The sequence below is a fragment of the Pseudoalteromonas sp. S1612 genome, assembly GCF_005887175.1.
Lineage (GTDB): Bacteria > Pseudomonadota > Gammaproteobacteria > Enterobacterales > Alteromonadaceae > Pseudoalteromonas > Pseudoalteromonas undina.
Genome location: NZ_PNDH01000066.1, coordinates 1 through 25,467 on the forward strand (window position 1 = coordinate 1; position 25,467 = coordinate 25,467).

A 25,467-nucleotide genomic window follows, 5' to 3' on the forward strand; every position below is an offset into this window, starting at 1 on the left:
ATCTTTCGATATTGAATTGACTGTGCTGAATAACTACCTAAGTAATTATTCTGTTGGTCACTCAGTTTAAATTGAGACTCTAAATTTGTTTGCCTCACTACCTAAGTAGCTTGGCTGTTAGAACTCAATCTGTACGAGTGCCCACACAGATGATTGCTTTATATTGTTAAAGAACGTTGCGACGTTGTCGCTAGGGATGCGTATAATACATCCTTTATTTTTCGAGTCAACACTTAATTTTAAACTTTCTTACGATGATTTAAACTTAAGTTTTATTTAACTCTCTGAGTAGTTCGTGCCTCGCTATGCGTTGGCGTTCCCCGTCTCAGTGGGGTCGCATTATAGGGAGATCCGAAAACAGATCAACCTTTTTTTTAGATCTTTTTCCTGTTTGCTCAACTTTCAAGCAAATACTATTGAAATGGTATGGAAAGAGCTTACTTTAGGTCGTTTTTTGCACTCTTATTAACTATTTACTATAAATTTCATTGCTATGTTCAATTAAGACGTTAAGATAGCAAGTTCACAATGTTAAATTAATGTTTATTTCCTGTTTATTGGTAGATCAAAATGAAATTACCCGATCAAAAATCTTTTATCTTTGCAGTTATTCTTGCTGTTGTTGGTTTTGTTATCGTTAAGTTTGCACTTGCAAGCCTAGCATTAGACCCTGCACTACTATTTGGTGCTGGTTTATTAATTGGTGGACTTGTCATTGCTGCAATGTCATCAGTAAGTGCAGAAGAAGCCGAAGTAAAAACAAAAACACTTTATGTTGGCAATCTTCCTTATCGCGCAAATGAAGGCGTTGTACGTGCTTTGTTCGAAGAGCAAGGCAAGGTATTTAATGTTCGTTTATTGAAAGATAAGAATACTGGCAAACGTCGCGGCTTTGGTTTTGTTGAAATGGCTCAAGCTGATGCGGATAACGCAATTGCTAAGTTAAATGATAGTGAGTTCCAACAACGTACTTTAAAAGTACGTGAAGCAAAACAAAAACAAGAAGATGATTCTAACTCTTACCGTTCAGAGTCGGATCAAACAGTGTAACTTGCTTAACGGCTAGTTTATCACTACATATATCAGCCGTTGCATAATACCGCAGCGGCTTTTTTATGCCTGCTTGATCATCGCTTAAATTCAGTAAAGATCTAACTCGCTTAGCAATAGCCGCACCAGAATCTAACAACTCTATATGTGCTTTAAAGTAATCACTAATTGGTTTAGCAAGAATAGGAAAGTGAGTACAGCCTAATACCAGCACATCGATATCTTTATTAATATTTAATCGGTTTAACTCAGCGTGCAGCTTTTCTATATCTAAGTATTGGGTAAAAAAGAATGTTTCTGCCAGGGTGACCAATTCAACACTACTATATAAGCTTGTAGTTATAAGTGAGGCATGCTCTTTAATCAGTGTATCCGTATATGAACTTGCTACTGTAGCAGGGGTTGCCAATAATCCAATATGCTTTGATTGTGTTATTTGTGCTGCGGGCTTAATCGCAGGTACAACCCCTACAATTGGAATATCTGTTATTTGACGTACCGCACTTAATGCAGATGTTGAGGCGGTATTGCAGGCTATAACAATTAAGTCGACATTGAGCGACTCATTTTTGATAAATTGGATTAGTCCACATAAGCGACTAATTATAGTCTGCTGCGACTGTGCACCATAAGGCAATAATGCATTATCCATGAAGTAACTATATTGAGCGTGAGGAATGCTTTGCTGAATATGCTCAAGTACTGTGGTTCCACCTATACCTGAATCAAATACCATGATGTGCGCTGACAAACTACCATTCCTACTCTTTACTTAGAACGGCAGTTTGCCATGAGGCTTTTATAAAAGAAAGTAGTTTTACTCAGCGTCTAGTTTTGCAGTAGCTGTGTTTAATTTATCTAAGTTTTCAAACATGGTGTTAGTGTAATCAACCAGTTTATCTATTTCTTGTTGATCTTGATTTAGCCATTGAATGATACCTGATAGCTGGCTTTCTAATCCTAGTGCTTGCGCTTTAGAGTAAGCCGATTTTAGATCATCATTAAAAGGCGCGACAGTTTCGGCAATGGCCTTTTCTGAGGTTGGCTTAATTTGTTCATACTCTTTAATAGCTGCCACAGTTTTGCTTTGACGTAAGTCCATTGAAAATGCCACCAGCTGTTCATTTCCTAAGCTGAGTTCTTGGGCTTGTTCAAATGCTTTATCTAAGTCACCACTGAAAAAGGTTTTACTTACATCTTGTAACTCTGCCATTAAATCATTTATAGCTTGCTGTTCGTCTTCATTAAGCTCTCCATTTACTGACATAGAAAATGACAACTCACGAGACTCAGAAAATTGCGTACTAAATGCTTGTGAGCTTTCAGTTTGCTGATAGCGACTAGATGACTGGGATTGGTAAGCGTCTGCAAAACTAATACTCACCTCATCACCTTCTGCGGTGGTAAAAGTGTAATCAGCGCTGTTACTAAGGTTCACATATTGCGATTGACTAACCGTTACGCTTGCTGGCTGAGGATTAAATAAGTTCTGCTCAAATTTATCAAGGCCATTAAAGATGCCCTCTTTTGATTTATCAATACCCTCTTCAAGCTCTTGATTAAATACGCCCATACCTTTTAATTCATCTACAGCTTCATCAACACCTGTTTGCACGCCTTTACGTGCCTGGTTGAGTATATCTTGTAGCTTGTCATCATCGGCACCATTGGCTTTGGCTTTTTTTACTGAGCTTGTCACAAAGTCTAAAACATTTTTGACTACTTCATTAAAATCAAACAATGGTTTGTCTTTTTTCGCTTCAGCAACCGGCAAGCCTAATTCTTTTGCCATTTTGTCACCCAATACGACAGCAGCCAATTCTTTTCCGCGTTGCTGATAGCTAGTTGGTGGGGAGTCTATTTTAGGCTGTGGCATTGCTTGCTTAGTATTGTATTTATTGGCATTGCTGTTTGGAACAAAACTAAAGTTACCTATTTTCATGAGAAGACTCCTATTTAGACATACTCTTATATCGGCCAAGTAAGCCTATACTGTAGTAAAATGCTTAAAAAAAGCTCACTATATTTGATCAAAACTAGACAAATACGCTTCGCTCCCTACAATAGCGCCGATAAACAGATCTCAACGATAAGGTTATACCGTTAATGGCAGTTATAAATATAGATACCACGCAGTACGATGCACAATTAAATGAAAAAGAGCAACGTATTACAGAGCAGTTTCAACGTTTCGGTGTAAAACAGTTAGAAGTATTTAGCTCTGAGCCTATTAACTACCGTCAACGTGCAGAATTTAGAGTATGGCACGATGGTGACGATCTGTTTCATATTATGTTTGATCAACAAACGAAAGATAAAATACGTGTTGATACCTTTGATCCTGCAGCTCCTTTAGTAGGTGAAGTTATGCAGGTAATGATTGATAACTTAAAAGGCTGCGAAGTACTGCGTCGTAAATTATTCCAAATAGATTATTTATCGACCCTAAGCGGTGAAATTTTAGTGAGCTTGCTTTATCACAAGCCACTTGATGAACACTGGTTAACTGAGATTAATGCCTTAAAGGAAAAGCTAAGTAGCCAGTACAAAATTGACTTTATTGGCCGTGCACGTAAGCAAAAAGAAAAATTAGGCGATGACTTTGTTACTGAGCGTTTAATGGTAAATGGCCAAGAGCTAATCTATCAACAGGTAGAAAATAGCTTTACTCAGCCTAATGCGAAGGTGAATATTAAAATGTTAGAATGGGCACAAGAGCTATGTAAACCACTAAACAATGATTTACTAGAGCTGTATTGTGGTAACGGAAACTTTTCAATTGCACTTGCGGGCTCATTTAATAAAGTGCTGGCAACAGAAATATCAAAATCGTCTGTACATTCAGCGCAATATAATATTGCTCAAAACAAAGTAACTAACTTAGATATTATTCGCATGTCGAGCGAAGAGTTTACTCAGGCAATGAAAGGCGAGCGTACTTTCTCTCGCTTAGATGGTATTGACCTTAGTAGTTACAACTGCCAAACCATTCTAGTCGACCCACCTCGTGCTGGCATGGATACCCTAACGTGTGATTTAGTGGCTAACTATGAGAATATTATTTATATATCATGTAACCCAGATACGTTAGAGCGTGATCTTGATCACTTAACACAAACCCATGAAGTTAAGCGCTTTGCAATATTTGATCAATTCCCTTACACACACCATATTGAATCTGGTGTATTTTTACAGAGAAAATAAAATCTAATACTATAATGCCAGCGCCTTGATAAGTGCTGGTATTTGCTCTTCACTAAATACTTTAACTTGATTCTTTACCAATAGCTTAGCGGTCAGCCCCATGCCTTTTACTTTCACCCCACTATGGCTTCCATCATAAATTGTATTACGGCCACACGAAGGGCTAGACTCTTTTAGTAAAGCAAAGCGGATATTATGCTTATTACAAAGGGCTAATGCTTTATTAGCGCCAGCTTCAAATGCACTTGTTACATCCTCAGCAGTATTTGTAATAACTCGATTTTGCTTTATCTCAGCGGGCGCTCTAGGCACGAGTAAACCACCAGCAATCTCAGGACAAAATACGATTAATCTATTTTGCTTTTGCCACAAATTAAGTTGAGGGTGCAATATTGTTTGGCCTTTACCATCATAACGAACTGGCAAACCTAACAAACAACTTGAGATTAAAATTTTTTTCATAATGAATTTTCTTCTACAAATAAAAAAGCTCCTTTCGGAGCTTTTTTATTTCACTAAACTACTTATTTATTTGCTAAGTAGTTAATAAGTGCGCTTACATCTTCTGGCGATGAAATACCTGACTCGCCACCTAAGTTAAGCTTATATTTACCATTAACAATAAATGTTGGAACGCCACGCAGTGCCCCTTTTCCTTTAAAGTAATCTTGGTCGCGCTTCATTTTAGAGCTCAGTGTACGTACCGAGAAGCTTTCAAATAGTTTATCAAATTTGTCGCCATCTACACCTTGCGCTAAAAATACATCTTTTACATCTGCAAGCTCATTAAAACGAGCACGCTTTGCGTGAATGTGGTCAAACATCGCTGAAATAATTTTATCTTTTTGCGGTAGTACTTCAGCAGTAGCTAGTGCTTGGCTGATCATGGTTTGATGTTCTGGGTCACGAACGCCCACGAAATCCACATGGCTTTTCTTGAACTTTACGTTTTTGTCTAGCTTAGGTTTGATCTCAGCAAGCAGTGGCTCCATGTTATTACATGCAGGGCAGTAAAAAGAGAAAAACTCTTTTACTTCTGGTTTTCTGGTTGCACGATCAGAGACGACATCATAATGTACGCCCTCCTCGTAAGTGGCAGCAAAACTGGTTGCAGCTAAAGGGAGTAATACAGCAAGCAACCCTGCTTTAACTAATTTGATCATTATTATGGTGCTCCAAAAATTATAGTTCTAGTAAAAAGCTAATTAACTCATCAAGTTCTTGTTGGCTCTTGATTGTATTAATATTGATTTTATATTTGTCATTTACGATAAATGTAGGCACGCCAGTTAATGCGCCAAGTTCAGAATATTTATTCTGCTTATCTTGCATGGCACGTTCAGCTGCTATGATAGGCAAACTAGCAATATCATTATCAAATGTGCTGTTATCAATTGCGTTAAGCTCTAATAACTTCTTAACGTCTTTAATTTCTGTTAATGGTGCACGCTGAATATGGATGCTTTTAAAAATTTGCGCTGTTACTGCTTCTGCTTGACCATGTTTTTTTGCAATTAAGTAAGCAAAGCTCAGGTTACTTTGTGCTTGTGGTGAAACGCCCCCTAAAAAGTTAACATGATTTTTTACAAACTCAGCCCCTTCAGGTAAGTTTTCTGCAATCCCTTTTGCTACCGGCTCAAACTTAAAACAGTGCGGGCAATAGAAAGAGAAGAATTCGGTTACGTTTGGCGTTTTACTCTTTTCAACGTCAATCACAGTATATTGATTACCTGCTTCAAAGTTGGCAGCTAGTGCTGCGAAAGGTAAACATAGGATCAGTAAACTTAGTTTTAATTTTTTAAGCATGAATATCTCGTTATACTTCTTTTTTAAATAAAAATATTATGGCAATAATTTTAACGGGGCTTCTTGCAAAGCTGCAAGCTGTTCTTTAAGCGCTAAAATTTGTTGCTCCCAGTATTTGTCATCTGCAAACCATGAAAAGTTCCGTACAAAAGCTGGATCGCTCCAACGTTTTGCAACCCAACCCATGTAATGAATCATACGCATGGCGCGAAGCGGTTCGATCAGCTTCAGTTGTGAGTGATCAAAATCACAAAACTCTTCATACGCATTCACTAAAGTGTCTAACTGTAACAGCTGTGTTTGTCGATCGCCACTGAGCATCATCCATAAATCTTGAATTGCAGGTCCTTGGCGGCTATCGTCTAAATCAACAAACATCAGCGCATCCCCAGCCCATAAAATATTACCAGCATGGCAGTCTCCGTGTAAGCGAATACTGTCTACATTTTTATATTGCAGCTGCGCTTGGGCAATAACTAAATCTAAAATAGTGTAAAAGGAAGTCTCTAGTCCCATAGGGACTAAATTACTTTTTTGTAAATGAACTTTAGCTGTATGCAGGTATTCATCACAACTAACGATTGGTCTTTGGGTAAAGGGCTGCGTTTTCGCTACTTGGTGCATGCGACCAATTAAACGCCCTAGTACGTCAAGCTGATCTAAATTATCGACTTCAAATAAACGCCCACCTACACTTGGGAATAAAGTAAATAAATACCCTTGGTATTCAAATAAGCTTTGCCCATTATGCTTTATTGGCGCAACGACCGGTACTTCTGCGGCTGCCAGTTCAAAAGCAAAATCATGTTCCTCTTGAATTTGTGCTTTGCTCCAGCGCTCAGGCCGATAAAACTTAACAACGTAACGTTTTCCACCCTCAGCTACAAATTGATACACTCGATTTTCGTAGCTATTTAGCGCTAGCAACCCTGACTCAGCGTAAATATCAACGCTTTCGATGGCATCCAAAATAAGATCTGGGGTTAAGTCAATAAAGCTAAATTTACTCATATACTTCTTATATAAAAGAAAAGCGGGAATATCCCGCTTTTTTGTTAATATCAGTGTTCGTCTTTTAATACAGACTCTTTATCGCGCTTTAAAAAAGTTACTTTGCTGCGATATTTGGTTATCGGGTTCGTTTATTGGCGACAGTACAAAGTTAAACTCGGTCATTGGCGCTTTTAAATCATAAGGGTCCATTACTAATGATAACGGCACATTATGCGATTCACCAGCGTTCACCGTAAAGGTGGTATCACCTATGTATTTATAGTTATCTAACCCTTTAACATCAATAGAGAATGTTTGCTCGTACTGTGCCTTATTAATCACTTTTAAGGTGTAGGTGTTTTCAACTAAGCCATTAAAATCGACACGATACAACTGATTGCGATCACGGATAATATCAAAGTCCATAGGTTTACGCATAGCTATATTGGCTACCAACGCACCGGTAAGTAAGACTAAAATAATACTGTAACCAATCAGCTTAGGACGCAGCGGATGAGTTTTATTCTCTGGGGTTTCTAAGTTACGCTCAGTGGTATAAGAGATAAGCCCTCGAGGATAATTCATTTTGTCCATTACGCCGTCACAGGCGTCAATACACGCGCCACAGTTTATACACTCGTATTGCAGACCATTACGAATATCAATCCCAGTTGGGCAAACTTGCACACACAAGTTACAGTCAATACAATCACCTAACCCCAGCTCTTTTGGGTCTTGTTTACGTGACCGTGGCCCGCGGTTTTCACCACGCGCTTCATCGTAGCTTACAGTAAAGGTGTCTTTATCAAACATTGCTGACTGAAAACGTGAGTATGGGCATATATGTAAACACATAATCTCGCGCATCCAACCCGCGTTACCATAAGTACAAATAGTAAATACAATAATACTAACTAAGGCATAACCGCCTACGTTAAAGGTAACAAATTCAGGGAGTAGTTCGCGAATAGGCGTAAAATAACCAACAAAAGTTAACGCGGTATACAAAGAAAATAACACCCAACTAGTGTGCTTTGCGGTTTTTCGCCAGAATTTGTCAAAATCCATTGGCCGTTGGTCTAACTTTTTACGTTGGTTAGCACTGCCCTCAAACTTTTCTTCAAACCAAATAAAAATAAAGGTCCATACTGTTTGCGGACAGGTATAGCCACACCATACGCGGCCATAAAAAGTAGTCACTAAAAATAGAGCAAACGCCGCAAGCATAAAAATAAATGCAAGAATAGTGAAGTCTTGTGGCCATAGGGTTAAACCAAAAATATTAAACTTTTGCTCCATTAGCTCAAACAACACAGCTTGCTGGCTATTAAAGTTGATCCAAGGCAATAACATAAACGCTAGCATGCCTAAAAAGCCAATGCGTTGTCTTAGTAATTGATGAAGCCCTGTAACCGCACGTACATAAATGCGATTGCGGGGGTTAAATCTATCTTCTTGACGGCTCAGATCAGGTTTTTGGATCTTAACCTCTGTTGGTATGTTTTTTACTTTAATTTGCTTATCCATTGAAGTTCCTCAACGCCGCTAGGAAATAAAAATTCAGCAATCTTTTTGTACTTTTCGCCTAAGTGTAGCAACTTGCATGCTAAACATAATACGCTTTAAGTCGCACTTGTGTACTTTCAGATATTTCAGAAATATCTAACTACTGCCTCTTATTATACGCATATTAGCTAAAATTACTGACTAGATTGCTAATAATTTATTCAATTTGTGACTTGCTTTTAAGGTGTATTTTATTACACTTGCCGGCTACTAAAGTGTTGTTTGGATCAAGGTTTGTATATTTATGAAGAAATTTTTTATACTAGTGGTTGTGATCCTAGCATTTTTTACCGTTGATCATCCTTTGGTAAAAGAGCCGCGCGAACGGTTGCTCGGTGATGGTATCGGTTTGTTAAGCAGCTCAACTAAAGTAGATCGCTTTCCTGTAGCAACCATGACGAGAAATAAGGTGAATCAACAATTAGCACTTTCTCGCTCTGAGCAAGACTATGTTGCTAAAACATTTACTACGGATGAATCAGTCAAGTTATTTGAACTACGCTATTGTCGCCAAGGTGATCTAAACCTCTATTTTTACGAAGAACGATTACTTACTGTATGTCGTATTATCAAAGAGTCATTAGCGCAAGCGAGAGTAAAGTAATGGATTTTTCTGGATTAAATAAAAAAGCAAGTAACTCATTTCATAAACATCGCACCATGCTTAAGCAATTGGCACAGGGTAAAACGTTAAAATGCGAACATTGTAATGGCGTATTAACCCTTAACTTAGCCACCAGCGAGCCTGGTAAGGGAGTAATACAGTGCAAACAAGGTTGCACTGATATTGAATTAGAAATTGGCGGTTAGGTGTTAAGAATAACGATTGAGCGCTAGAAAACTTACTCTTCCCACCCTTCATCAGTATATAAACCACTGTTAAGCGCTACAATTTCGATAAGTTCAGCAAAACCTAACGCAAAGTCGCCCATTAGCTCGTACTGCTGCTCACATAAGTGCAATTCATCAATATTATTTTGTTGTGCAATTTGCACAATGACTGGTTTATCGAGTGCAAAAAAACTGAGCGTAGCCTGTGCGCTTTCAAGCGCTTGCTTGTATTGAATGTCTAGTTGCTCACTTGCTAATAACTTATGGGTATACGCTTGGCTTGCGGTTAAAAAACCCGCTGACCACTGCTGGCAAAAGTCATATTCAAACTCAGCGGGTAACTTATAACCCAACTCAAATACTTGCTCACTCACCTGATGGTGTAATGCCATAAACAAAAATAACATGTCTTCATCAAGGTCGTTTGCTGTATCAGGGAGAATATTTTCTAACCATTGGTGAACTTCTAGCGGCTCAGGTGAACATATAACGCCAAATAAATAACCTTGGCTTTGGGTAAGGCTCATTGCGCCTGATTGGGTATTTAAAAACTCGCTGAGCAGCTTGGCATGCTGCTCAGTAAACTGAGGTATTTGCATTAAAACTCTTTATATAAAATATTAAAATTTAAGTGGGTAACGACCTTGGTTATCTGGTCTGCCTAAAAACTTCACCGCGTCATGAACTTCTTTGGGTAAAGTTAGATCAGGTTTAACGTATCCCGCAACTTTAAAGTCAAAATTAGCCTTTAGTGTAGCATCTGCCTCTAGCCCTAATCTATTGTCTGGCTCGATGAGTATAGCAACATCGCCCGACTTACAACTTAATTTGCCACTAAGATCACCAATATTGAACCAACCAGTTAAACCTTGTACGTCAATATCAGGACTGGCTATTTCACCTTGTAGTGATTGGCAATATGGCGCTCCAGAAACGTATTCATCAAGCTCTAAGATTACACGTCCTTTAGCAGTAACTGGTAACGGTAAATCAATTCGCTGCATTGCTCGCTCAACCGTTGAACGCACTACGGTATCAGTTATTTTAAGTTCATCATTTGCTAGTGAATAACTAATATCTGCATAGCCCGATATGTCACTGCGTTCGCGAGGATTACCAAAGCGTAAGTTAGTATTCACTTGAGCTTTAAATAACGCCCAGCCAGATATATCCCAGCGTACATTATTTAATTGCTCACCTTCAAAGCGCAGCTGCATAACTTGTCCCTGCCACAACGTGCCAGCAGTTTGTCCTATTTCTAGCTGCGGTGGAAAATACGGTTTAGCTAAATTTACAGCAACCGCAGCCGGTAATTTAATAACGCTAAAAACAATAAAGCTCATTAAAAAAACGATGGATAATATTATTATTTTTTTCATTAACTACTTCTCTAATACTAAACGGCTTACGCGTACATAACCGGATTTATCATCTTGGCTTAAATCTAGATTTTCTACGCTTAAACCATGCTGATTAACGAGCTCGTCAATCCATTGGATTAATAGATTAAACTCTACTGAGTCGAGCGTTAAACGAAGTGAGTTATCATTAGGCTGCATTTTACTAATATTAATGCTGTAACGGCCGCGCGTATTATTAACTATTTGGCTGAGATTTTGACTACTCACAGCTTGCGTTTTACCCGCGGCTTTGAGCTTAACAATACTCTCGTCTACCCAGGCTAACAATTCTTGCTGTTTTATTTGTGATTGCTGTGCCCGCTCTATCGCAGTATTTAAAGGCCTAAAAACCCCCATCACCAAAACAAAAATGATAAATACACCGCCTGCAACCATAATTAGTTGTTGCTCTTGCTCTTTTAATGAACGCCAATATTGCATTAACTGCTGCTTCATTGTGCACCTCGCAGTCTGATTTCGCCGACGATAAAATCGCCATCATTATTTAACGAGCCCTGCTCAACAGTAACCCCTTGCTGCTCGAGAATGGCTTTAACCTTACCAAAAGTTTGAAAGTCTTTACCACGCGCTCGAATGCGCAATTCATTACGGCGTTTGTCAAAGCGTAATGTTTGTGGCGTAAACTCATTCACTTGCGAAAACACGCTAACCAATTTACTGGTTAAATCTAAAAAGCCAGCATCGCTAACACCTTGTACTTTATTCAATGCACCCTGTATTTGATTTTTAATTAAATGAGGGCGTACTCGTGTGCCGGGAAAGGCTTTTTGATATCGCTCTACTACTTGCGATTTAGCTACTTCTAGCTGCGAATTAAGCTGATGCAATTCAACCGCTTTAATAGTCACACTTGATACCAAGGCAACCACACTAATAATGGCAGCACTTTTCCAGTAACCCCACCATAACGCAGTTTTCTTTTTAAGGGTGTAAGGTCCTTGACGCAAATTAAACTTAAGTTTATCAAGTTGTTTAGCAAATAATGCTAACGGTAACTCATAGTCACTTGTTTGCGGATATAAGTTAAGTGCTTCAGGAAATTGATCAGCAGGGCTGTAATGCTTGATATCAGGATTGCCTAATGCTACTAAATACTCGTTTAGCCAACTGTTTTCAACCGCGCTAATATGCCAGTCACCTTGTTTAAAGAGCCACTGTTTATTAAGTTCGATGGCAGTAACACATGACTCTTCAGCGCCTGGCAATAGCAATGCATCCGGTACTATTTGATATGGGGTGAGTTGATGTTGTTCAAATACTTCTAACCAGTGCTCAAACCAATCACGGTTCGTTAGTGCAATCTTAATTGCATGCTGCTCATCAACCATAGTTGGCTCCCCAAGCGCGATATAAATGTCGTCTATATCGCATGCAATATCTTCTTCGAGCATATAGGGCAATGCTTGCTCTAATTTACGGCTCCACTTTGTTGGCAGTGTCACCGTTTTTAATTGCACCTGGTCACATGGTAAAAGTACCACAAGTTCTCGGGTTAATGCTTTTTCAGTTAGTTCACTTAACTGATTGGCATTTTGTAGCTCGCCACTGGCTATTATTTCTTGTTCTTGTGGTGAGTATATTAACCAGTTAAGTAAATCTTGCTCGGTTTGACCCGTGCGGATCAACAGTATCTCTGTCACTGTACGCCTCCAAATTTTCGCGCCAGTATCGTTACCTCGCCATTGCTGGCATACAGTAATGTGGTCATCGAAAAACGCAAATCAACAAATTTTGCCTGCGTTTGTAATTTAAAATATTCACTTTTTAAACTAAAAAGCTTTTCTACTGCTTTGATATTTTTGCCGCCTTGTTGTTTAACAGACTCAAAAAACTCTTCAATATTATCAAAGCCATTTTCAGGTCGCGCTGCGATTACCGCTTGAGCACCCGAAACACTCAGTTCGTCTATTAGGCCACTGAGCAATAAAGCTTGCTCTTCAGTGACTGTATTAACATTAATTGAAAGTAACGTACTGCCTGGGATCACACAGACATAAGGCAACACCTTTTCCATCACTAAAGGGTTAAATCCTTTAATTAAACGCAGTTCAGATACCGAAGCAAATAGGCTATTTGCTGTCATATACGGAAACTGACGCGATAAATACTCGCCTTCTTCAGCTCCTGAGCGATACGTAATACTATTTTTATCTAACCAGTCAAAAACACTATCAGCCATACCTTCTTCAGACTCATCACTGGGTAAGTCTTCTATATTTTCTAATATGGCAAACAACGCTTTATGCGCAGGGTTCGTTTTATTAGTACTGTTTGGGTCAGGCTCAGCACCAAGCGCATTTAAGTTTAAACAGGCTTGTAAATCAGTTAACTGACCGCTTAACGTGCCGTTATCAACTGGATACTTAACATCACCTTGCTTTGCCCACGGCTGCGCTAAGGTGGTTTTTTCTGGATCGTCTTTTTTACTTTGAATTAAGCCTTTAATAGCTAATTCTTCAGCGCCATAAGCATACCATTTAGCCTGTTGCTGACTCTGCAAGTTAGTACTTCTTTGTACCTGTAACATTAAGTTCGCACTCATTTCTACGGCTAAAATAGCAGCCAGCGCGACAATAAATAACACAATAACTAACGCCGCGCCGCGTGATGTTTTTTGATTCATCAAGGCGTTCCTCGGCCATTTGGTTGCGATTGGTTAGTTCCATCATTAACTGGTTTAGGTAACTCTTTACCGAGTCCTGGCACTAAAAAAACGCGCCTAATTGGTTCTGCGTCCATTTGCTTTAACGTTACAGCTACCGCTTTAGGTAACGCTTTAATTTGCCAGTTTTCTTGCCACTCACCGTTACCATCTAAAAACTCAAACTTAAGCTCTTCTACGTCAGCTAAAACAACTTGGCTACGAGGCTCCATATTATCAAGTTGATCAACATAAATGCGATATACTCGTTCTAAGTTGTCATCAATTACTCGATAACCAACAGCTTGCAGCTCTGAGCGAGGAAGCAAATTAATGGGATTCATCCAACCATCACGCACAAAGGCAATGCCATCAAGCTGGCTTTCTAAAATGTAGCGCCCTGCAAGTAAGTAACTCTCTTGAAAATCCCCAGCTTCATTACGCACTTGACGTTTAGTCATTTGGCTAAAGTCTTGATCCATTAACCTAAAGGCTGTTTGTAACCCATTTAGCTCAGCAATTTTTTCATCTGATGCTTCTTTGGCACGCGTGGTGGTATCAAGTATTTGGTGGGTGGCCATAATAACAAACGCCAACACCCCTAGTGCCACCATCACTTCTAATAATGTAAAACCGCGCTGCTTCACTTATGGCTTACCTTTATTTAAGTAAGTACTTAACTCATAAATTGAATTTTCATACTTATCATCTGTAAACACATTAATAGTGACCTTTACAAAGCTCTTATCAGCAGTGGGCACAACATCTTGGCGCCAAAACCATTCAATCCCCGCCATCATCTCAGTGCCGCGGGTACCATTTTTACCTTGCCATTTCTCGCCTTTCGTTCGTTGTTCTACCAATACATTCTCGGCTACCCATGAGCCATACGTTTGCTCTTCAATACTCGATAAGTGATGAATATGCTCACCAGTTGCTTGCATTGCAGCAATACCCGCCATAGCACAAATACTTAGCGCAACTAAGACTTCTAATAAGGTAAAACCTTGGTATTTTTTCATTATTGGGGCTCTCGACGAAAATCAACTGGCGCTGCAAATTTACCTTCAATAAAATATACCGGCTCCGCCTGATCTTTTAACTCAAGCATAAGCTGAAATGCACTTACATCAGCAGAGGATAAAAGAAGTACTTGAGGAACTTTTAATTTTTTAAGTTCTAATAAACTATCTTCATTATCGCCACTCATTAACTCACGCCAGTTAGACTGCTCTAATAAGTTATCTTGTGCCCAAGGTAGGTCTTCTAGATTAAGTGTTACTTTAAATTGCTGGTCAAACTCAATTGGTTTAAATAACTCTTCCCGCTCAAAGCTGGTCCACTTTTCGCCATCAAACACTAAAAACTCAAGCGTATTTTGATCAACTAATAGACCTAACTCTACCTGATTAAGTACGGCAAATTCCGATGCGGCATTAATGGTGGTATGCAGCCTACTTGCTTGCTTATCTAGCTCTTCCTCTGCGCCGCCATCTAAGCTGTATACCACCATTTTGGTGGCAAAGGCGATGATCACCAATACCACTAAAATTTCTATTAAACTAAAACCATATTGCTTCGCACTCAGGTGCTTAAGGTTTACCCGCATGGTAAACCCCAATCAACTAAGTTTAAGCGTATGATTAAGTTAATGCCCATTACTGCTTATCTTCACCCCAGTTACCAATATCATCCTCAGTAGCCGGTTCGCCATCAGGCCCCATTGAAAAAATATCAATTTTACCTACTTCACCTGGGTAAATAAGTTGGTAAGGGTTGCCCCATGGATCTTCTGGCAATTTACTAATAAAACCGCCATCAGGAAAACGCTTTGGGATAGGCTCAATGCTGGTTTTAGTTACCAACGCCTCAAGCCCTTGCTCTGTACTCGGGTAGCTTTTATTTTTTAACTTGTAAAGGCTAACGGCATCTTCTAACTGCTGAATATCTAAATGCGCTTTATCAATAGCCGCTTCTTCTTGCTGCCCCATAATATTAGGTGCCACAATCGACATGATCATCCCGATGATAACCAATACCACCATCACTTCTAATAAAGAAAAACCTGATTGTTTATTCACGTTATTACCTCGTTATTCTAAAAACACTAAGCAAAAATGATTTAAGTAAATCATTAATATAAAAAATAATTAAAGGCCAACAGCCTTATTCATCGCCATAATAGGTTGCAAAATTGCCATTACTATAAACAGTACAATGACTGCCATAGAGGCAATCATTGCAGGTTCTAATAATTTTAATGACACATTAACCATACTTTCAAACTCGCGATCTTGATTGTTAGCAGCTCGTTCTAACATTTGCTCAAGTTCACCGGACTTTTCACCACTGGCTATCATATGCAGCATCATTGGTGGAAACAACTTAGTTTGCTGCAGTGAAGCACGTAGGCTTGCCCCTTCACTTACTCTTTCTGCAGCATCGGCCACAGCTTGTTTGATTTTTTCGTTAACTAATACCCCACCAGAAATACGCATTCCTTCTAGTAGCGGTACTGAACTTGACGATAAAATACTTAAAGTACGAGCAAAGCGCGCGGTGTTAATCCCTCTAGCAACCTTACCAATGCCTGGCATATGTAATACTTTTGCATCCCACCAAAACCGTACCTTAGGTTTTTTAAGCGCATACTTGATTCCAACCGCGGTAGCGGTGATCACCAGTAAACTTATAAACCAGTAATTTTGCACAAAATGACTACCCGCCATAACCCACTCGGTAGTCCAAGGTAAAACTTGTTTGGTTTTTTCGAACGTTTTTAATATTTTAGGTACTACAGTACCTAATAACACCGAAACAATACCAATAGCAAACACCACCAAAATAATCGGATACACCATAGCCTGCGTAATTTGACTGCGCATATGTTGGCGCTGCTCGGTATAATCAGCTAGCCTGTTGAGCACTTGATCTAAGTGACCTGACTTTTCACCTGCCGCCACCATAGCGCGGTATAAATCGTCAAATACATGCGGAAACTCACTCATCCCATCAGCCAGGGTATAACCTTCCACTACTTTAGAGCGCACCGACATTAACATACGTTTTAAGCGTGGTTTTTCACACTGCTCAGCAACCGCCATCACCGCCCCTTCTACAGGAAGGGCAGACTGAATTAAGGTTGCAAGCTGACGAGTGATCAAAGCAAGATCGGCAGTTGATATGGTTGGTTTAAATAAAGAACCGAGTAAAGGTACTTTTTGACCTTTAACTTGTTTGTCATCTTGCGCAGCAGGCACCACCTCAAGTGGTGTGAGCTTTTGATCGCGCAGAAGCTGACGAACTTGCTTAGCTGTATCGGCTTCTAAAATACCTTTTTTTTCTTTTCCCCGGCCATCTAATGCGCGGTATTCAAACGCTGCCATAGCTAGCCTTCCTCACGCGTTACGCGCAGTACTTCTTCAAGCGTTGTTTTACCTGCAAGAACACGGCTGCAGCCATCTTGACGAATGCTTGGGCTGTGCTTACGAATGTATTTCTCTACGCTTTGCTCACCTTTACCGCTGTGGATCATTTCACGAATGGTTTCGTCGACAACCAATAACTCGTGAATACCAGTACGACCTCGGTAGCCATTAAAGTTACACTCTTCACATCCTACCGCGCGGTAAATCGTCGGTGCATTGTCAAACGGTACGCCGAGTAATTCACATTCACGCTCATCTGCAACGTGACCTTCTTTACAGCTATTACATAGAGTACGTACTAAGCGCTGGGATAACACCCCCAGTAATGAAGACGATAATAAAAACGGCTCAACGCCCATATCTTCCATACGAGTGATTGCACCTGAGGCGGTATTAGTATGTAACGTAGACATAACTAAGTGGCCAGTAAGTGATGCTTGCACACCAATTTGGGCTGTTTCTAAATCTCGTATTTCACCGACCATAACTACATCAGGATCTTGACGTAAAATGGCGCGCAGACCACGGGCAAAAGTCATATCAACCTTGGTATTAACCTGTGTTTGGCCAATACCTGGGATTTCGTACTCGATTGGATCTTCAACCGTTAAGATATTACGATCTCGCGAGTTAATTTGGCTCATACCTGCATATAACGTGGTACTTTTACCAGAGCCTGTAGGACCTGTTACTAAGATTATACCGTGAGGCTTGCTAATTAAGTCGGCAAACAGCTCTCGGTTTCGAGCTGTCATACCTAAGTCTTCTAGGTTTAAACGTGCATTGTTTTTATCAAGCAAACGTAGTACCACGCGCTCACCAAAGCTCGATGGCATAGTCGACACACGCACATCTACAGCGCGCCCAGCTATACGCAAACTAATACGGCCATCTTGCGGTATGCGCTTTTCTGCAATATCGAGTTTGGCCATTACTTTAATACGCGATACCAACAAAGAGGCTAGTTTACGATTAGGTTTTAAAACTTCTTTGAGTACGCCATCCACCCGAAAACGAATAACCAGCTCTTGCTCAAATGTTTCAATGTGAATATCAGAGGCACCTTCTTTAATTGCCTCACTGAGCATGGCATTAATCAGCTTTATAATTGGCGCATCGTCGTCACCGGCAAGTAAGTCTTCAGTTTGAGGAAGCTCATCAGCTAGTGAGAATAAATCAACCTCATTACCAATATCTTCCATCATTTGCTGAGTTTCTGAGCTATCACGTTGATACGATGCTTCTAGTAATAGCTCAAACTTATCATCTTCTAGTTGCTCAAGTGTAAAGCCATGTCCTGCAATACGGCGCACTTCTAATAATACATCAACATCCAACTCGCCACGATAGTAAACAACTCGGTTATCCTTATGTTTACTAAGTAACGCACCCACTCGTCTGGCATATGAAAACGGCAAACGCTTTGCTGGCAGCTCAATTAAGTCATCTTGAGCAAGCTGATCATCACTGTGAGTAATTGGATGAACAACATCTTGATTAATATCTTCTATCGCATTAGTCATCATTACGCTCTTGTGCATTTTGTTTGCGTAAATGCTCTTCGTACGTAGGAGGTAGCACTAGTTCGTCATTCCACTCAGGTAAAATAGGCGTGTCTGACTTTGGCATCAAATTAATACCATCTTCACGTTTTTTAAATTGCTCGCCGCGAATAAAGTTATATTTATTAAAGCTAAGTTTATTCATGCTAACGCCATCGCGAATTATGGTCGGTCTTATAAATACAATAAGATTACGCTTACGTTTTGTTGTATTAGTTGACTTAAATAAGTGCCCTAAAATAGGAATATCGCCTAGTAATGGCACTTTTGACACGCTTTCTTGCACATCTTCATCAATCAAGCCGCCTAATACCACCATACCGCCATCATCGGCCATTACGGTTGTTTTAATTGCGCGTTTATTCACTGAAATATCAACTGCCGTTGCGCCACTTACACTGGAAACTTCTTGCTCAATGGTTAATTGCACTGCAGAACCATCGTTAATTTGTGGTGTCACTTTAAGTTTTATACCCACTTCTTGACGCTCAACCGTTTGAAATGGATTTTCATTGTTACTACCTGTTTGTGAACCGGTAATAATAGGCACTTCTTGACCAACTAAAATAGACGCCTCTTCGTTATCCATAGTGGTAATAGATGGAGTCGCTAGGATATTAGAGTTAGTATCGGTTGAAACCGCTTGAACAATTGCGCCCCAGTCATTTTTAATTACACCCATAGCTAACCCATTAATACCACCAAGTAATGACGCAAGCGGGCCGTAATCGCCTTCAGTTGTTTCATCATATTTGGTGACAGTACCTGATTCAGTACCAATAATGTTTTTAGTCACCGTTTTATCTCGTGCTTGCTCAGCAGCTACGGCTAAAGAGCCAACAGGTACTGTTGTACCGTTGTTAAATTGCAGCATGCCGCCTTCTTCTGAAATCCATTGCAGGCCAAAGTTAACGCCATCGCCTTCCATTACTTCAATAATAATGGCTTCCACTAGTACTTGTGCGCGGCGAATATCTAAGCGCTCAATAACAGATTCTAGTGAACGCATAGTATCTGGCTGGGCGGTAATGACTAATGAATTTGAATCTGGGTGAGCTTCAATGCTAGTGTCGTTTTTATTACTACTACGTGATTTAGTAGCTCCACCTTGCGTGTCCTCTGCTAGCGATTTGCTCACACCTTGGAGTACTTTTACTAAATCTTCGGCCTTTGCGTAGTTGAGGTAAAACACTTTGGTATTACCTTGACTTTCCAGTTCTCCATCTAAACGTTTAATGAGCTCAATGGCCCGTGTGCGTGCTTGGCCTTCACCACTAACAATTACACTATTAGTACGACCATCAGCCACCACTTTAGGAATTAAAAACTCAGGTACGCTACCCTTACCACTGTCTTTGTATATATTCTCTACTACAGAGACAACATCATCAGCCGTTGCGAACTTAAGCTTAACGATATCGACTCGCTTATCACCCGCTTGGTCAACAGAGCGAATAATTTCTACTAAGCGGTTAACCGAGGCTGCATGACCAGTTAGCATCATTACGTTGGCCGCATTAAAGTTAGCAACGTGACCGCCGTCTTTTTGGTCGCTAAATTGGCGAACTAAAGGACCTAATTCTTGTACGCTTACATTTTTAACTCGCACAACCCGTGTAATCATCATATCGCCAAGCGCTTGGCTATCAGCAGTAATTAATGGCACGTTTGATTTTTTAGCATCTGAGCTTTTTTCTATTTTTATTATGTTGTTATCCATTTCGACGGCTGAATAACCGTAAACTTCTAAAACATTTAAAAAGAACTGATAGTAAAGTGCCTCATCCATTAATTCGTAACTACGTACATTTACTTTGCCACGCACGTTAGGATCAATAATGATGGTTTTATTAAGATTTTTGCCAACAATATTAATAAACTCATTAATATCTGTGCCCTTAAAGTTAGCAGCGTATTCAACAGCAGCAACCGACATAGAAAGACTTGCCGCTAAAAAAAGTGCTGCATACTTAGCTAACCCTTTTTTAATTTTTTTGAGGTGTAGCACCTGAACCATTATGTTAAAACTCCAAAGCTAAGTTATTGCAGACTAAATAGTACATCTATTTGCTCACCATCACGCTCTATTGTAATAGTTGCATCTGTACTGTTTCGCAGCTCATTCATTGCTGCCATTGCCTGTTTTAAATCTGTTAATTGATAACCGTTAATTGCCACGGCTAAATCGTTATTTTGTAATCCCATTTGTTTAAATAGTTCGGGCTCTTTACCTGGACTCAAACGATAACCTATAAGTTCCCCATCATTCATCGCTTGAGAAACACGTATATAATCAAATAGCTTACCAGGTTCTTCTAAAAGCTCTTCGCGAGTTTCTATTAATGCTTCTTTCACCTCAAGGTTGGCAGTGGCATCAATTTGTTCATCGCTTTGTGCTGAAGGCGCTAAAGGCCCCATTTCAGACTCATCTCGCGCAGCGAGTACCGGCATAGACACTGTTTTGGTAAAGTCGAGCCCATCAAGCATTAAGGTTTCAAAGCGACCACTTACATCTAGAATCACACGATCTGGGAGTATTTGCGATACTTTTGCACGTGTACCTTGCACCACATCCTCTACTAAATAACTCGTCTGGCGACCTTGCGATTCAATAATAGCCATTCCCGCCTTATCATCATTACTAACAGCAACAATACCGGTTAAGTTAATACTAAGACGCGTTTCAGGGGCATTATTAATGACTTTAGTTTGCGAAGCAGTATTGGTGTTTTTTGTTACATTTACTTTACCAAATAAAAATTGCTCAATGATCGAATCTACAGACTGGTTATTGCCACCCACAGCTTGGTTAGAATAGCTGATAGGGGCAAGAGGAGATGTTACTGGCTGCGGCCATAATAGCCACATCAGTTTTGATAATAAAAATGCAATATAAACAACAACTAAAACCATAACCATTGCGCTTAATTTCGCATGCGGTAAACGGTTTAATAACTGCTTAAATTGTTGAACGTGCTGTTCCATAAGTAGTGTTCTTATTTTAATTTATAACGAAATCACTCAGCCATAGTACCTTTTCATTTTTCATTCAACAAGCACGCTAATATTAAACTTTGTAAACAGATTAATTTATTTATCGTATCAGCTATCAAGCAATAGCTACATGCGGTAACGGTTTCGTGATAATTTACCTAGGCAGTAAATTTACTAGGGATGTTTTATGACAAAGAAAACTAAACTCAATGACAGCTCAGAAAACGCTGACGCACTTAAAGTGAGGTTGGACAAATGGTTATGGGCGGCTCGATTTTATAAAACGCGTGCAATAGCTCGAGAAATGGTACAAGGCGGCAAAGTACATTATAATGGGCAACGCAGTAAGGCTAGTAAAATTGTAGAAATTGGCGCAGTTATAAAGCTAGCTCAAGGCGTTGATGAAAAAACCATCACAGTATTAAATATACTTGAAAAGCGCCAAAGCGCCCCCATTGCACAGACCATGTATCAAGAATCTGATGCTAGTATTGCTAAGCGTGAAGAAAATAGTATTGCACGCAAAAATAACAGTTTCTTTGCTCCTCATCCGGATAAAAAACCAGATAAAAAGCAAAGGCGCGAACTTTTAAAAATGAAATCAAGTTAGGTATAGCCGCTCATGCAACAAGATTTACTTCACCGCTATTTATTTGACAACCTCGATGTTCGTGGCGAACTCGTACAAATAGACAACGCTTACAATGAAATGATTGCGAAACACAATTATCCAGAGCCCGTTAAAGCATTATTAGGTGAGCTGCTTGTTGCAACCTGTTTATTAACAGCAACGTTAAAGTTTGAAGGCGAAATTGCAGTTCAACTACAAGGTGATGGCCCCGTAAAATATGCGGTGATCAATGGAGATGATCAACAAAATATGCGTGGTATTGCGCGATTACAACATGAAGTTACTGGTTCAACGGTAAAAGAGCTCATTGGCCAAGGCTACATGGTTATCACGATTACTCCAACTCAAGGTGAGCGTTACCAAGGTATAGTACCTTTAGAGCATGATACATTAAGTGAATGTATAGAAAGCTATTTTGAGCAGTCTGAGCAATTAAAGACGCGCCTTTGGTTTGCAACCGATACTGAAGAAGGCTGCGCCAAAGCATGTGGGCTATTTTTACAAGTGCTACCTGTAGATAAACAAAAATCGATTGAAGATTTTGCTCACTTAGAAGCACTCAGCAATACTATTAAAGATGAGGAGCTACTAGAGCTTGATGCCAATACTATTCTAACGCGCCTTTATCATGAAGATAACCCACGCGTATTTGACCCTCAACCAATTCAATTTAAATGTGGCTGTAATCGCGAAAAAACGATGACAGCTTTAGTTAATGTTGGTCAACAAACGCTTTTGGATGATGTCGAAAAAAATGGTGAGATTAAAATTAGCTGTCATTACTGTTTAAAAGATTATGTATTTAACGAACAAGATATAAAAAGTATATTTAATTAATCTAGCTTTTTAAAACACACTATAAAATAGCCATAATTTTTTATGGCTTTTTTGTGCCCAAAAAATGACACCGGTATCACAAGCTGAGCATTTTTCATGACACCGGTATCATTGAAATTATTCATGTTTTTTCCTTAATTTATATGTTTTTACGGCGTTTATAAGCTCGAATATCCTTAATCCATCTGTTACTATATTTGCAGCTTAAAGGTTACTAAGACCCAGAGCTATCCCGTTCAATCTCACACAATTTAGGTATAAACATGACTTCAAGCGCTACCCGTTTTGTCGATCTAACTGCAGCTGAACTTGTCGAACACGCTATCAGCCGTGGCGAAGGGACTTTAGCCGCCAATGGTGCTTTTGTAGCTAACACTGGTCGTCGTACCGGTCGTTCTCCAAAAGATCGTTTTATTGTTCAAGAATCAAGTACTGAAAATGAAATCCAATGGGGTAATGTAAATCGCCCATTCGATGCAGATAAGTTTGACGCCTTATGGGCACGTGTAGAAGCACATGTGCAAAGCAACGACCACTTTATCTCTCACCTTGAAGTAGGCGCTGATCCAGAGCACTACCTTCCAGTGGTTGTAACAACAGAAACTGCTTGGCACCATATCTTCGCTAAAAATATGTTCATCCAACCACAATCATACAACAAAGCCGACTTTCCTCAGTGGCAAGTAATGAACGTACCTTCGTTTGTATGTGATCCAGAGCGCGATGGTACCAATAGCGATGGCACAGTTATTATTAACTTTGCACAACGTAAAGTGTTACTTGCTGGCATGCGCTACGCAGGTGAAATGAAAAAATCGATGTTCTCTGTGCAAAACTTCCTACTACCAGCGAAAGGTGTATTACCAATGCACTGTTCTGCTAACGTAGGTGAAGCAGGAGATACCGCATTATTCTTTGGTTTATCTGGTACAGGTAAAACAACATTATCAGCAGATCCAACTCGCTTCTTAATCGGTGATGACGAGCACGGCTGGGCACCAGGTAGTGTATTTAATATCGAAGGTGGTTGTTACGCTAAATGTATCGACCTTTCTCAAAAGAACGAACCTGTTATCTGGGATGCTATTCGATTCGGTACAATTTTAGAGAATGTGGTACTTGATGAAAACCGTGTTCCTGATTTCAACGATACCAGCCTAACTCAAAATAGCCGTGCAGCTTACCCACTAGAGCACGTTGAAAAACGTAAAGTTGAAAACCGCGCAGGTGAGCCTAAGGCTGTTGTTTTCCTAACATGTGATGTGAGTGGTGTACTACCGCCGGTATCTGTACTAACCGAAGAAGCTGCAGCATTTCACTTCCTAAGTGGCTACACAGCAAAAGTAGGCTCTACAGAAATTGGTTCTACTAGCGATATTGAATCAACATTCTCAACCTGTTTTGGTGCTCCTTTCTTCCCACGCCCTGCAGGTGTATACGCAGAGCTTCTAATGAAGCGTGTACGTGAATTCGGCGCTAAAGTTTACCTAGTTAACACTGGATGGACAGGTGGCCCTTACGGTATTGGTAAGCGTTTTGATATTCCAACAACACGAGCTGTTGTGGATGCAATCGTATCTGGAAAATTAGCCGGTGTAGAAACCCAACACATTGACGTGCTAAACCTAGACGTACCAGTTGCAGTACCGGGCGTAGATAGCAAGCTTCTTAACCCAATCAATACCTGGGAAGACAAAGCTAAATACGCAGAGTATGCGGCTAAGCTAGCATCTGATTTCACAGAAAATTTTGCTAAATACGACGTATCTGACGAAATTAAAAACGCAGGCCCTAAAGTTTAATAATCACCTTTAGCCTGATAATTAAAACGCCAACCTTTAGTTGGCGTTTTTGATCCTATCTATTTTACTTCAGCAACATAGTTACTTTAATAATTGCTGATAAGCCACCTATTAGCTAAAACGTTTTCCCTATGTTTTGTACATTTCTTAATAAAGGCTCACCGAGTGCCTATTAAGCTTTAAAGTAGCAGTTACTAGTTTGTATATCTCAAATTAAACGCTATTAAACTATGTCACATTAGTACAGTTACAGGTTGTCATCAGCAATGAAACAATACTGTAGGGTAAATCTGTCCAATACCTCACTCTTTACCCTGTTAGAGCACATAAAACAACACTAGCTATTACTGGTAAACTCCTACGAACACAAGAAGGCTCAAGTCATTCGAGTCTTGCTTGCTTTTGGAGTGAGTGTGCTACCACGCAGTAGAATATCGTAGTGCCTACAGCGCTAGAGAGCCACATAGCAAGGTACATTTAATGTTTTTAATGGGATGCGTTGGCTCTGAGGTTAACGTTGCGTTATTTTGCCCATGGGTTTCGAGATACTCAACCCAGGCTGCGGTGGTCAGTAACGCTGTGCAGCTGATAGCTGACGGCTAATATTTTCACTTTCCTGCAGACGTAAAAAAGCCCGACTCTTTCGAATCGGGCTTTCTCTTATTTGGAGCCTGGTAATGTCCTACTTTCACATAACAAAT

At 39.8% G+C, this 25,467-nt stretch carries 28 protein-coding genes; 7 read left to right on the forward strand and 21 right to left on the reverse strand.

The window, feature by feature from the left end; all coding sequences use genetic code 11:
* Nucleotides 1-570: 570 nt before the first annotated feature.
* Nucleotides 571-1,050, forward strand: a complete 480-nt coding sequence (locus CWB78_RS17525; protein ID WP_055013410.1) for an RNA recognition motif domain-containing protein — start codon at nucleotides 571-573, stop codon at nucleotides 1,048-1,050.
* Here CWB78_RS17525 and murI read toward each other — a convergent pair.
* Nucleotides 1,013-1,801, reverse strand: coding sequence for a glutamate racemase (murI, locus tag CWB78_RS17530; RefSeq protein WP_138596721.1), 789 nt, complete (start codon nucleotides 1,799-1,801; stop codon nucleotides 1,013-1,015). The genes CWB78_RS17525 and murI overlap by 38 nt on opposite strands.
* 66 nt (nucleotides 1,802-1,867) lie before the next feature.
* Nucleotides 1,868-2,992 (reverse strand): DUF5610 domain-containing protein, encoded by a 1,125-nt coding sequence (locus CWB78_RS17535; protein ID WP_076920465.1) that lies wholly within the window; start codon nucleotides 2,990-2,992, stop codon nucleotides 1,868-1,870.
* 164 nt (nucleotides 2,993-3,156) lie between these two features.
* Between CWB78_RS17535 and trmA the strand changes: the two genes are divergently transcribed.
* Complete coding sequence (gene trmA, locus CWB78_RS17540; protein WP_138596723.1) at nucleotides 3,157-4,254, forward strand: tRNA (uridine(54)-C5)-methyltransferase TrmA; 1,098 nt, start codon at nucleotides 3,157-3,159, stop codon at nucleotides 4,252-4,254.
* A gap of 9 nt (nucleotides 4,255-4,263) precedes the next feature.
* On the opposite strand, the gene CWB78_RS17545 is transcribed toward trmA, so the two are convergent.
* From CWB78_RS17545 to ccoG, 5 genes are all read right to left on the reverse strand, one after another.
* Nucleotides 4,264-4,716, reverse strand: coding sequence for a 2-thiouracil desulfurase family protein (locus CWB78_RS17545; protein WP_076920463.1), 453 nt, complete (start codon nucleotides 4,714-4,716; stop codon nucleotides 4,264-4,266).
* A gap of 62 nt (nucleotides 4,717-4,778) precedes the next feature.
* Entirely contained in the window at nucleotides 4,779-5,417 is a 639-nt protein-coding gene (locus tag CWB78_RS17550; protein WP_008113400.1) for a thiol:disulfide interchange protein DsbA/DsbL, read from the reverse strand.
* A 19-nt stretch (nucleotides 5,418-5,436) separates the two neighbouring features.
* Nucleotides 5,437-6,060, reverse strand: coding sequence for a thiol:disulfide interchange protein DsbA/DsbL (locus CWB78_RS17555; protein WP_138596725.1), 624 nt, complete (start codon nucleotides 6,058-6,060; stop codon nucleotides 5,437-5,439).
* 36 nt (nucleotides 6,061-6,096) lie between these two features.
* Nucleotides 6,097-7,071 carry a serine/threonine protein kinase gene (locus CWB78_RS17560; RefSeq protein ID WP_138596727.1) on the reverse strand — a complete coding sequence of 325 codons (975 nt, stop codon included), beginning with the start codon at nucleotides 7,069-7,071 and terminating at the stop codon, nucleotides 6,097-6,099.
* A 78-nt stretch (nucleotides 7,072-7,149) separates the two neighbouring features.
* Complete coding sequence (ccoG, locus tag CWB78_RS17565; RefSeq protein WP_138596729.1) at nucleotides 7,150-8,580, reverse strand: cytochrome c oxidase accessory protein CcoG; 1,431 nt, start codon at nucleotides 8,578-8,580, stop codon at nucleotides 7,150-7,152.
* A gap of 283 nt (nucleotides 8,581-8,863) precedes the next feature.
* Here ccoG and CWB78_RS17570 point away from each other — a divergent pair, with 283 nt between their 5' ends.
* Nucleotides 8,864-9,223 carry a hypothetical protein gene (locus tag CWB78_RS17570; RefSeq protein ID WP_010393028.1) on the forward strand — a complete coding sequence of 120 codons (360 nt, stop codon included), beginning with the start codon at nucleotides 8,864-8,866 and terminating at the stop codon, nucleotides 9,221-9,223.
* Nucleotides 9,223-9,429 carry a hypothetical protein gene (locus CWB78_RS17575; protein ID WP_010393026.1) on the forward strand — a complete coding sequence of 69 codons (207 nt, stop codon included), beginning with the start codon at nucleotides 9,223-9,225 and terminating at the stop codon, nucleotides 9,427-9,429. Before CWB78_RS17570 ends, CWB78_RS17575 begins: the two co-directional genes overlap by 1 nt.
* A gap of 32 nt (nucleotides 9,430-9,461) precedes the next feature.
* Here CWB78_RS17575 and CWB78_RS17580 read toward each other — a convergent pair whose 3' ends face one another.
* From CWB78_RS17580 to gspC, 13 genes are all read right to left on the reverse strand, one after another.
* The gene (locus CWB78_RS17580) at nucleotides 9,462-10,049 is read right to left on the reverse strand and encodes a UPF0149 family protein (RefSeq protein WP_138596731.1); all 588 of its coding nucleotides are present in this window, start codon (nucleotides 10,047-10,049) and stop codon (nucleotides 9,462-9,464) included.
* Between the two features lie 21 nt (nucleotides 10,050-10,070).
* Nucleotides 10,071-10,829: a type II secretion system protein N gene (locus CWB78_RS17585; RefSeq protein WP_010393022.1), complete on the reverse strand. Its 759-nt coding sequence runs from the start codon at nucleotides 10,827-10,829 to the stop codon at nucleotides 10,071-10,073.
* A 3-nt stretch (nucleotides 10,830-10,832) separates the two neighbouring features.
* The gene (locus CWB78_RS17590) at nucleotides 10,833-11,306 is read right to left on the reverse strand and encodes a type II secretion system protein M (protein ID WP_138596733.1); all 474 of its coding nucleotides are present in this window, start codon (nucleotides 11,304-11,306) and stop codon (nucleotides 10,833-10,835) included.
* A complete protein-coding gene (gene gspL, locus CWB78_RS17595; RefSeq protein WP_138596735.1) occupies nucleotides 11,303-12,511 on the reverse strand; it encodes a type II secretion system protein GspL in 1,209 nt (402 codons plus the stop codon). Before gspL ends, CWB78_RS17590 begins: the two co-directional genes overlap by 4 nt.
* Entirely contained in the window at nucleotides 12,508-13,494 is a 987-nt protein-coding gene (gspK, locus tag CWB78_RS17600; RefSeq protein ID WP_055013402.1) for a type II secretion system minor pseudopilin GspK, read from the reverse strand. Before gspK ends, gspL begins: the two co-directional genes overlap by 4 nt.
* Nucleotides 13,494-14,159, reverse strand: a complete 666-nt coding sequence (gene gspJ / locus CWB78_RS17605) for a type II secretion system minor pseudopilin GspJ (protein ID WP_138596737.1) — start codon at nucleotides 14,157-14,159, stop codon at nucleotides 13,494-13,496. The genes gspK and gspJ overlap by 1 nt, the downstream gene beginning before the upstream one ends.
* A complete protein-coding gene (gene gspI, locus CWB78_RS17610) occupies nucleotides 14,160-14,534 on the reverse strand; it encodes a type II secretion system minor pseudopilin GspI (RefSeq protein ID WP_010393012.1) in 375 nt (124 codons plus the stop codon).
* Nucleotides 14,534-15,121: a type II secretion system minor pseudopilin GspH gene (gene gspH / locus CWB78_RS17615; protein ID WP_010393010.1), complete on the reverse strand. Its 588-nt coding sequence runs from the start codon at nucleotides 15,119-15,121 to the stop codon at nucleotides 14,534-14,536. Before gspH ends, gspI begins: the two co-directional genes overlap by 1 nt.
* A gap of 49 nt (nucleotides 15,122-15,170) precedes the next feature.
* Nucleotides 15,171-15,593 (reverse strand): type II secretion system major pseudopilin GspG, encoded by a 423-nt coding sequence (gene gspG / locus CWB78_RS17620; protein WP_010393008.1) that lies wholly within the window; start codon nucleotides 15,591-15,593, stop codon nucleotides 15,171-15,173.
* Nucleotides 15,594-15,662: 69 nt separating this feature from the next.
* Entirely contained in the window at nucleotides 15,663-16,898 is a 1,236-nt protein-coding gene (gspF, locus tag CWB78_RS17625; RefSeq protein ID WP_075169550.1) for a type II secretion system inner membrane protein GspF, read from the reverse strand.
* A 2-nt stretch (nucleotides 16,899-16,900) separates the two neighbouring features.
* Entirely contained in the window at nucleotides 16,901-18,463 is a 1,563-nt protein-coding gene (gene gspE, locus CWB78_RS17630; protein ID WP_075169551.1) for a type II secretion system ATPase GspE, read from the reverse strand.
* Entirely contained in the window at nucleotides 18,456-20,519 is a 2,064-nt protein-coding gene (gspD, locus tag CWB78_RS17635; protein WP_010393000.1) for a type II secretion system secretin GspD, read from the reverse strand. Before gspD ends, gspE begins: the two co-directional genes overlap by 8 nt.
* Nucleotides 20,520-20,542: 23 nt before the next feature.
* Entirely contained in the window at nucleotides 20,543-21,487 is a 945-nt protein-coding gene (gene gspC, locus CWB78_RS17640; RefSeq protein WP_010392999.1) for a type II secretion system protein GspC, read from the reverse strand.
* A gap of 196 nt (nucleotides 21,488-21,683) precedes the next feature.
* Between gspC and hslR the strand changes: the two genes are divergently transcribed.
* Both hslR and hslO read left to right on the forward strand, forming a co-directional pair.
* Nucleotides 21,684-22,106: a ribosome-associated heat shock protein Hsp15 gene (gene hslR, locus CWB78_RS17645; protein WP_010392996.1), complete on the forward strand. Its 423-nt coding sequence runs from the start codon at nucleotides 21,684-21,686 to the stop codon at nucleotides 22,104-22,106.
* Between the two features lie 12 nt (nucleotides 22,107-22,118).
* Complete coding sequence (gene hslO / locus CWB78_RS17650) at nucleotides 22,119-22,964, forward strand: Hsp33 family molecular chaperone HslO (RefSeq protein ID WP_008113427.1); 846 nt, start codon at nucleotides 22,119-22,121, stop codon at nucleotides 22,962-22,964.
* Here hslO and CWB78_RS19095 read toward each other — a convergent pair.
* Nucleotides 22,961-23,089, reverse strand: a complete 129-nt coding sequence (locus CWB78_RS19095) for a hypothetical protein (protein WP_008113428.1) — start codon at nucleotides 23,087-23,089, stop codon at nucleotides 22,961-22,963. The genes hslO and CWB78_RS19095 overlap by 4 nt on opposite strands.
* Before the next feature lie 138 nt (nucleotides 23,090-23,227).
* Here CWB78_RS19095 and CWB78_RS17655 point away from each other — a divergent pair, with 138 nt between their 5' ends.
* Nucleotides 23,228-24,766, forward strand: a complete 1,539-nt coding sequence (locus tag CWB78_RS17655; protein WP_010392990.1) for a phosphoenolpyruvate carboxykinase — start codon at nucleotides 23,228-23,230, stop codon at nucleotides 24,764-24,766.
* Nucleotides 24,767-25,467: the final 701 nt, after the last annotated feature.

Coding starts and splice junctions, on each gene's coding strand:
- CWB78_RS17535 (WP_076920465.1), bottom strand. CDS start 2,992: ATGAAAATAGGTAACTTTAGTTTTGTTCCAAACAGCAATGCCAATAAA.
- CWB78_RS17590 (WP_138596733.1), bottom strand. CDS start 11,306: ATGAAGCAGCAGTTAATGCAATATTGGCGTTCATTAAAAGAGCAAGAG.
- CWB78_RS17655 (WP_010392990.1), top strand. CDS start 23,228: ATGACTTCAAGCGCTACCCGTTTTGTCGATCTAACTGCAGCTGAACTT.
- CWB78_RS17575 (WP_010393026.1), top strand. CDS start 9,223: ATGGATTTTTCTGGATTAAATAAAAAAGCAAGTAACTCATTTCATAAA.
- gspK (WP_055013402.1), bottom strand. CDS start 13,494: ATGAATCAAAAAACATCACGCGGCGCGGCGTTAGTTATTGTGTTATTT.
- CWB78_RS17545 (WP_076920463.1), bottom strand. CDS start 4,716: ATGAAAAAAATTTTAATCTCAAGTTGTTTGTTAGGTTTGCCAGTTCGT.
- hslR (WP_010392996.1), top strand. CDS start 21,684: ATGACAAAGAAAACTAAACTCAATGACAGCTCAGAAAACGCTGACGCA.
- CWB78_RS17550 (WP_008113400.1), bottom strand. CDS start 5,417: ATGATCAAATTAGTTAAAGCAGGGTTGCTTGCTGTATTACTCCCTTTA.
- CWB78_RS17585 (WP_010393022.1), bottom strand. CDS start 10,829: ATGAAAAAAATAATAATATTATCCATCGTTTTTTTAATGAGCTTTATT.
- CWB78_RS17555 (WP_138596725.1), bottom strand. CDS start 6,060: ATGCTTAAAAAATTAAAACTAAGTTTACTGATCCTATGTTTACCTTTC.
- CWB78_RS17560 (WP_138596727.1), bottom strand. CDS start 7,071: ATGAGTAAATTTAGCTTTATTGACTTAACCCCAGATCTTATTTTGGAT.
- ccoG (WP_138596729.1), bottom strand. CDS start 8,580: ATGGATAAGCAAATTAAAGTAAAAAACATACCAACAGAGGTTAAGATC.
- CWB78_RS19095 (WP_008113428.1), bottom strand. CDS start 23,089: ATGAATAATTTCAATGATACCGGTGTCATGAAAAATGCTCAGCTTGTG.
- CWB78_RS17580 (WP_138596731.1), bottom strand. CDS start 10,049: ATGCAAATACCTCAGTTTACTGAGCAGCATGCCAAGCTGCTCAGCGAG.
- gspE (WP_075169551.1), bottom strand. CDS start 18,463: ATGACTAATGCGATAGAAGATATTAATCAAGATGTTGTTCATCCAATT.
- gspF (WP_075169550.1), bottom strand. CDS start 16,898: ATGGCAGCGTTTGAATACCGCGCATTAGATGGCCGGGGAAAAGAAAAA.
- gspD (WP_010393000.1), bottom strand. CDS start 20,519: ATGGTTCAGGTGCTACACCTCAAAAAAATTAAAAAAGGGTTAGCTAAG.
- hslO (WP_008113427.1), top strand. CDS start 22,119: ATGCAACAAGATTTACTTCACCGCTATTTATTTGACAACCTCGATGTT.
- trmA (WP_138596723.1), top strand. CDS start 3,157: ATGGCAGTTATAAATATAGATACCACGCAGTACGATGCACAATTAAAT.
- gspH (WP_010393010.1), bottom strand. CDS start 15,121: ATGCGGGTAAACCTTAAGCACCTGAGTGCGAAGCAATATGGTTTTAGT.
- gspC (WP_010392999.1), bottom strand. CDS start 21,487: ATGGAACAGCACGTTCAACAATTTAAGCAGTTATTAAACCGTTTACCG.
- gspI (WP_010393012.1), bottom strand. CDS start 14,534: ATGAAAAAATACCAAGGTTTTACCTTATTAGAAGTCTTAGTTGCGCTA.
- CWB78_RS17570 (WP_010393028.1), top strand. CDS start 8,864: ATGAAGAAATTTTTTATACTAGTGGTTGTGATCCTAGCATTTTTTACC.
- CWB78_RS17525 (WP_055013410.1), top strand. CDS start 571: ATGAAATTACCCGATCAAAAATCTTTTATCTTTGCAGTTATTCTTGCT.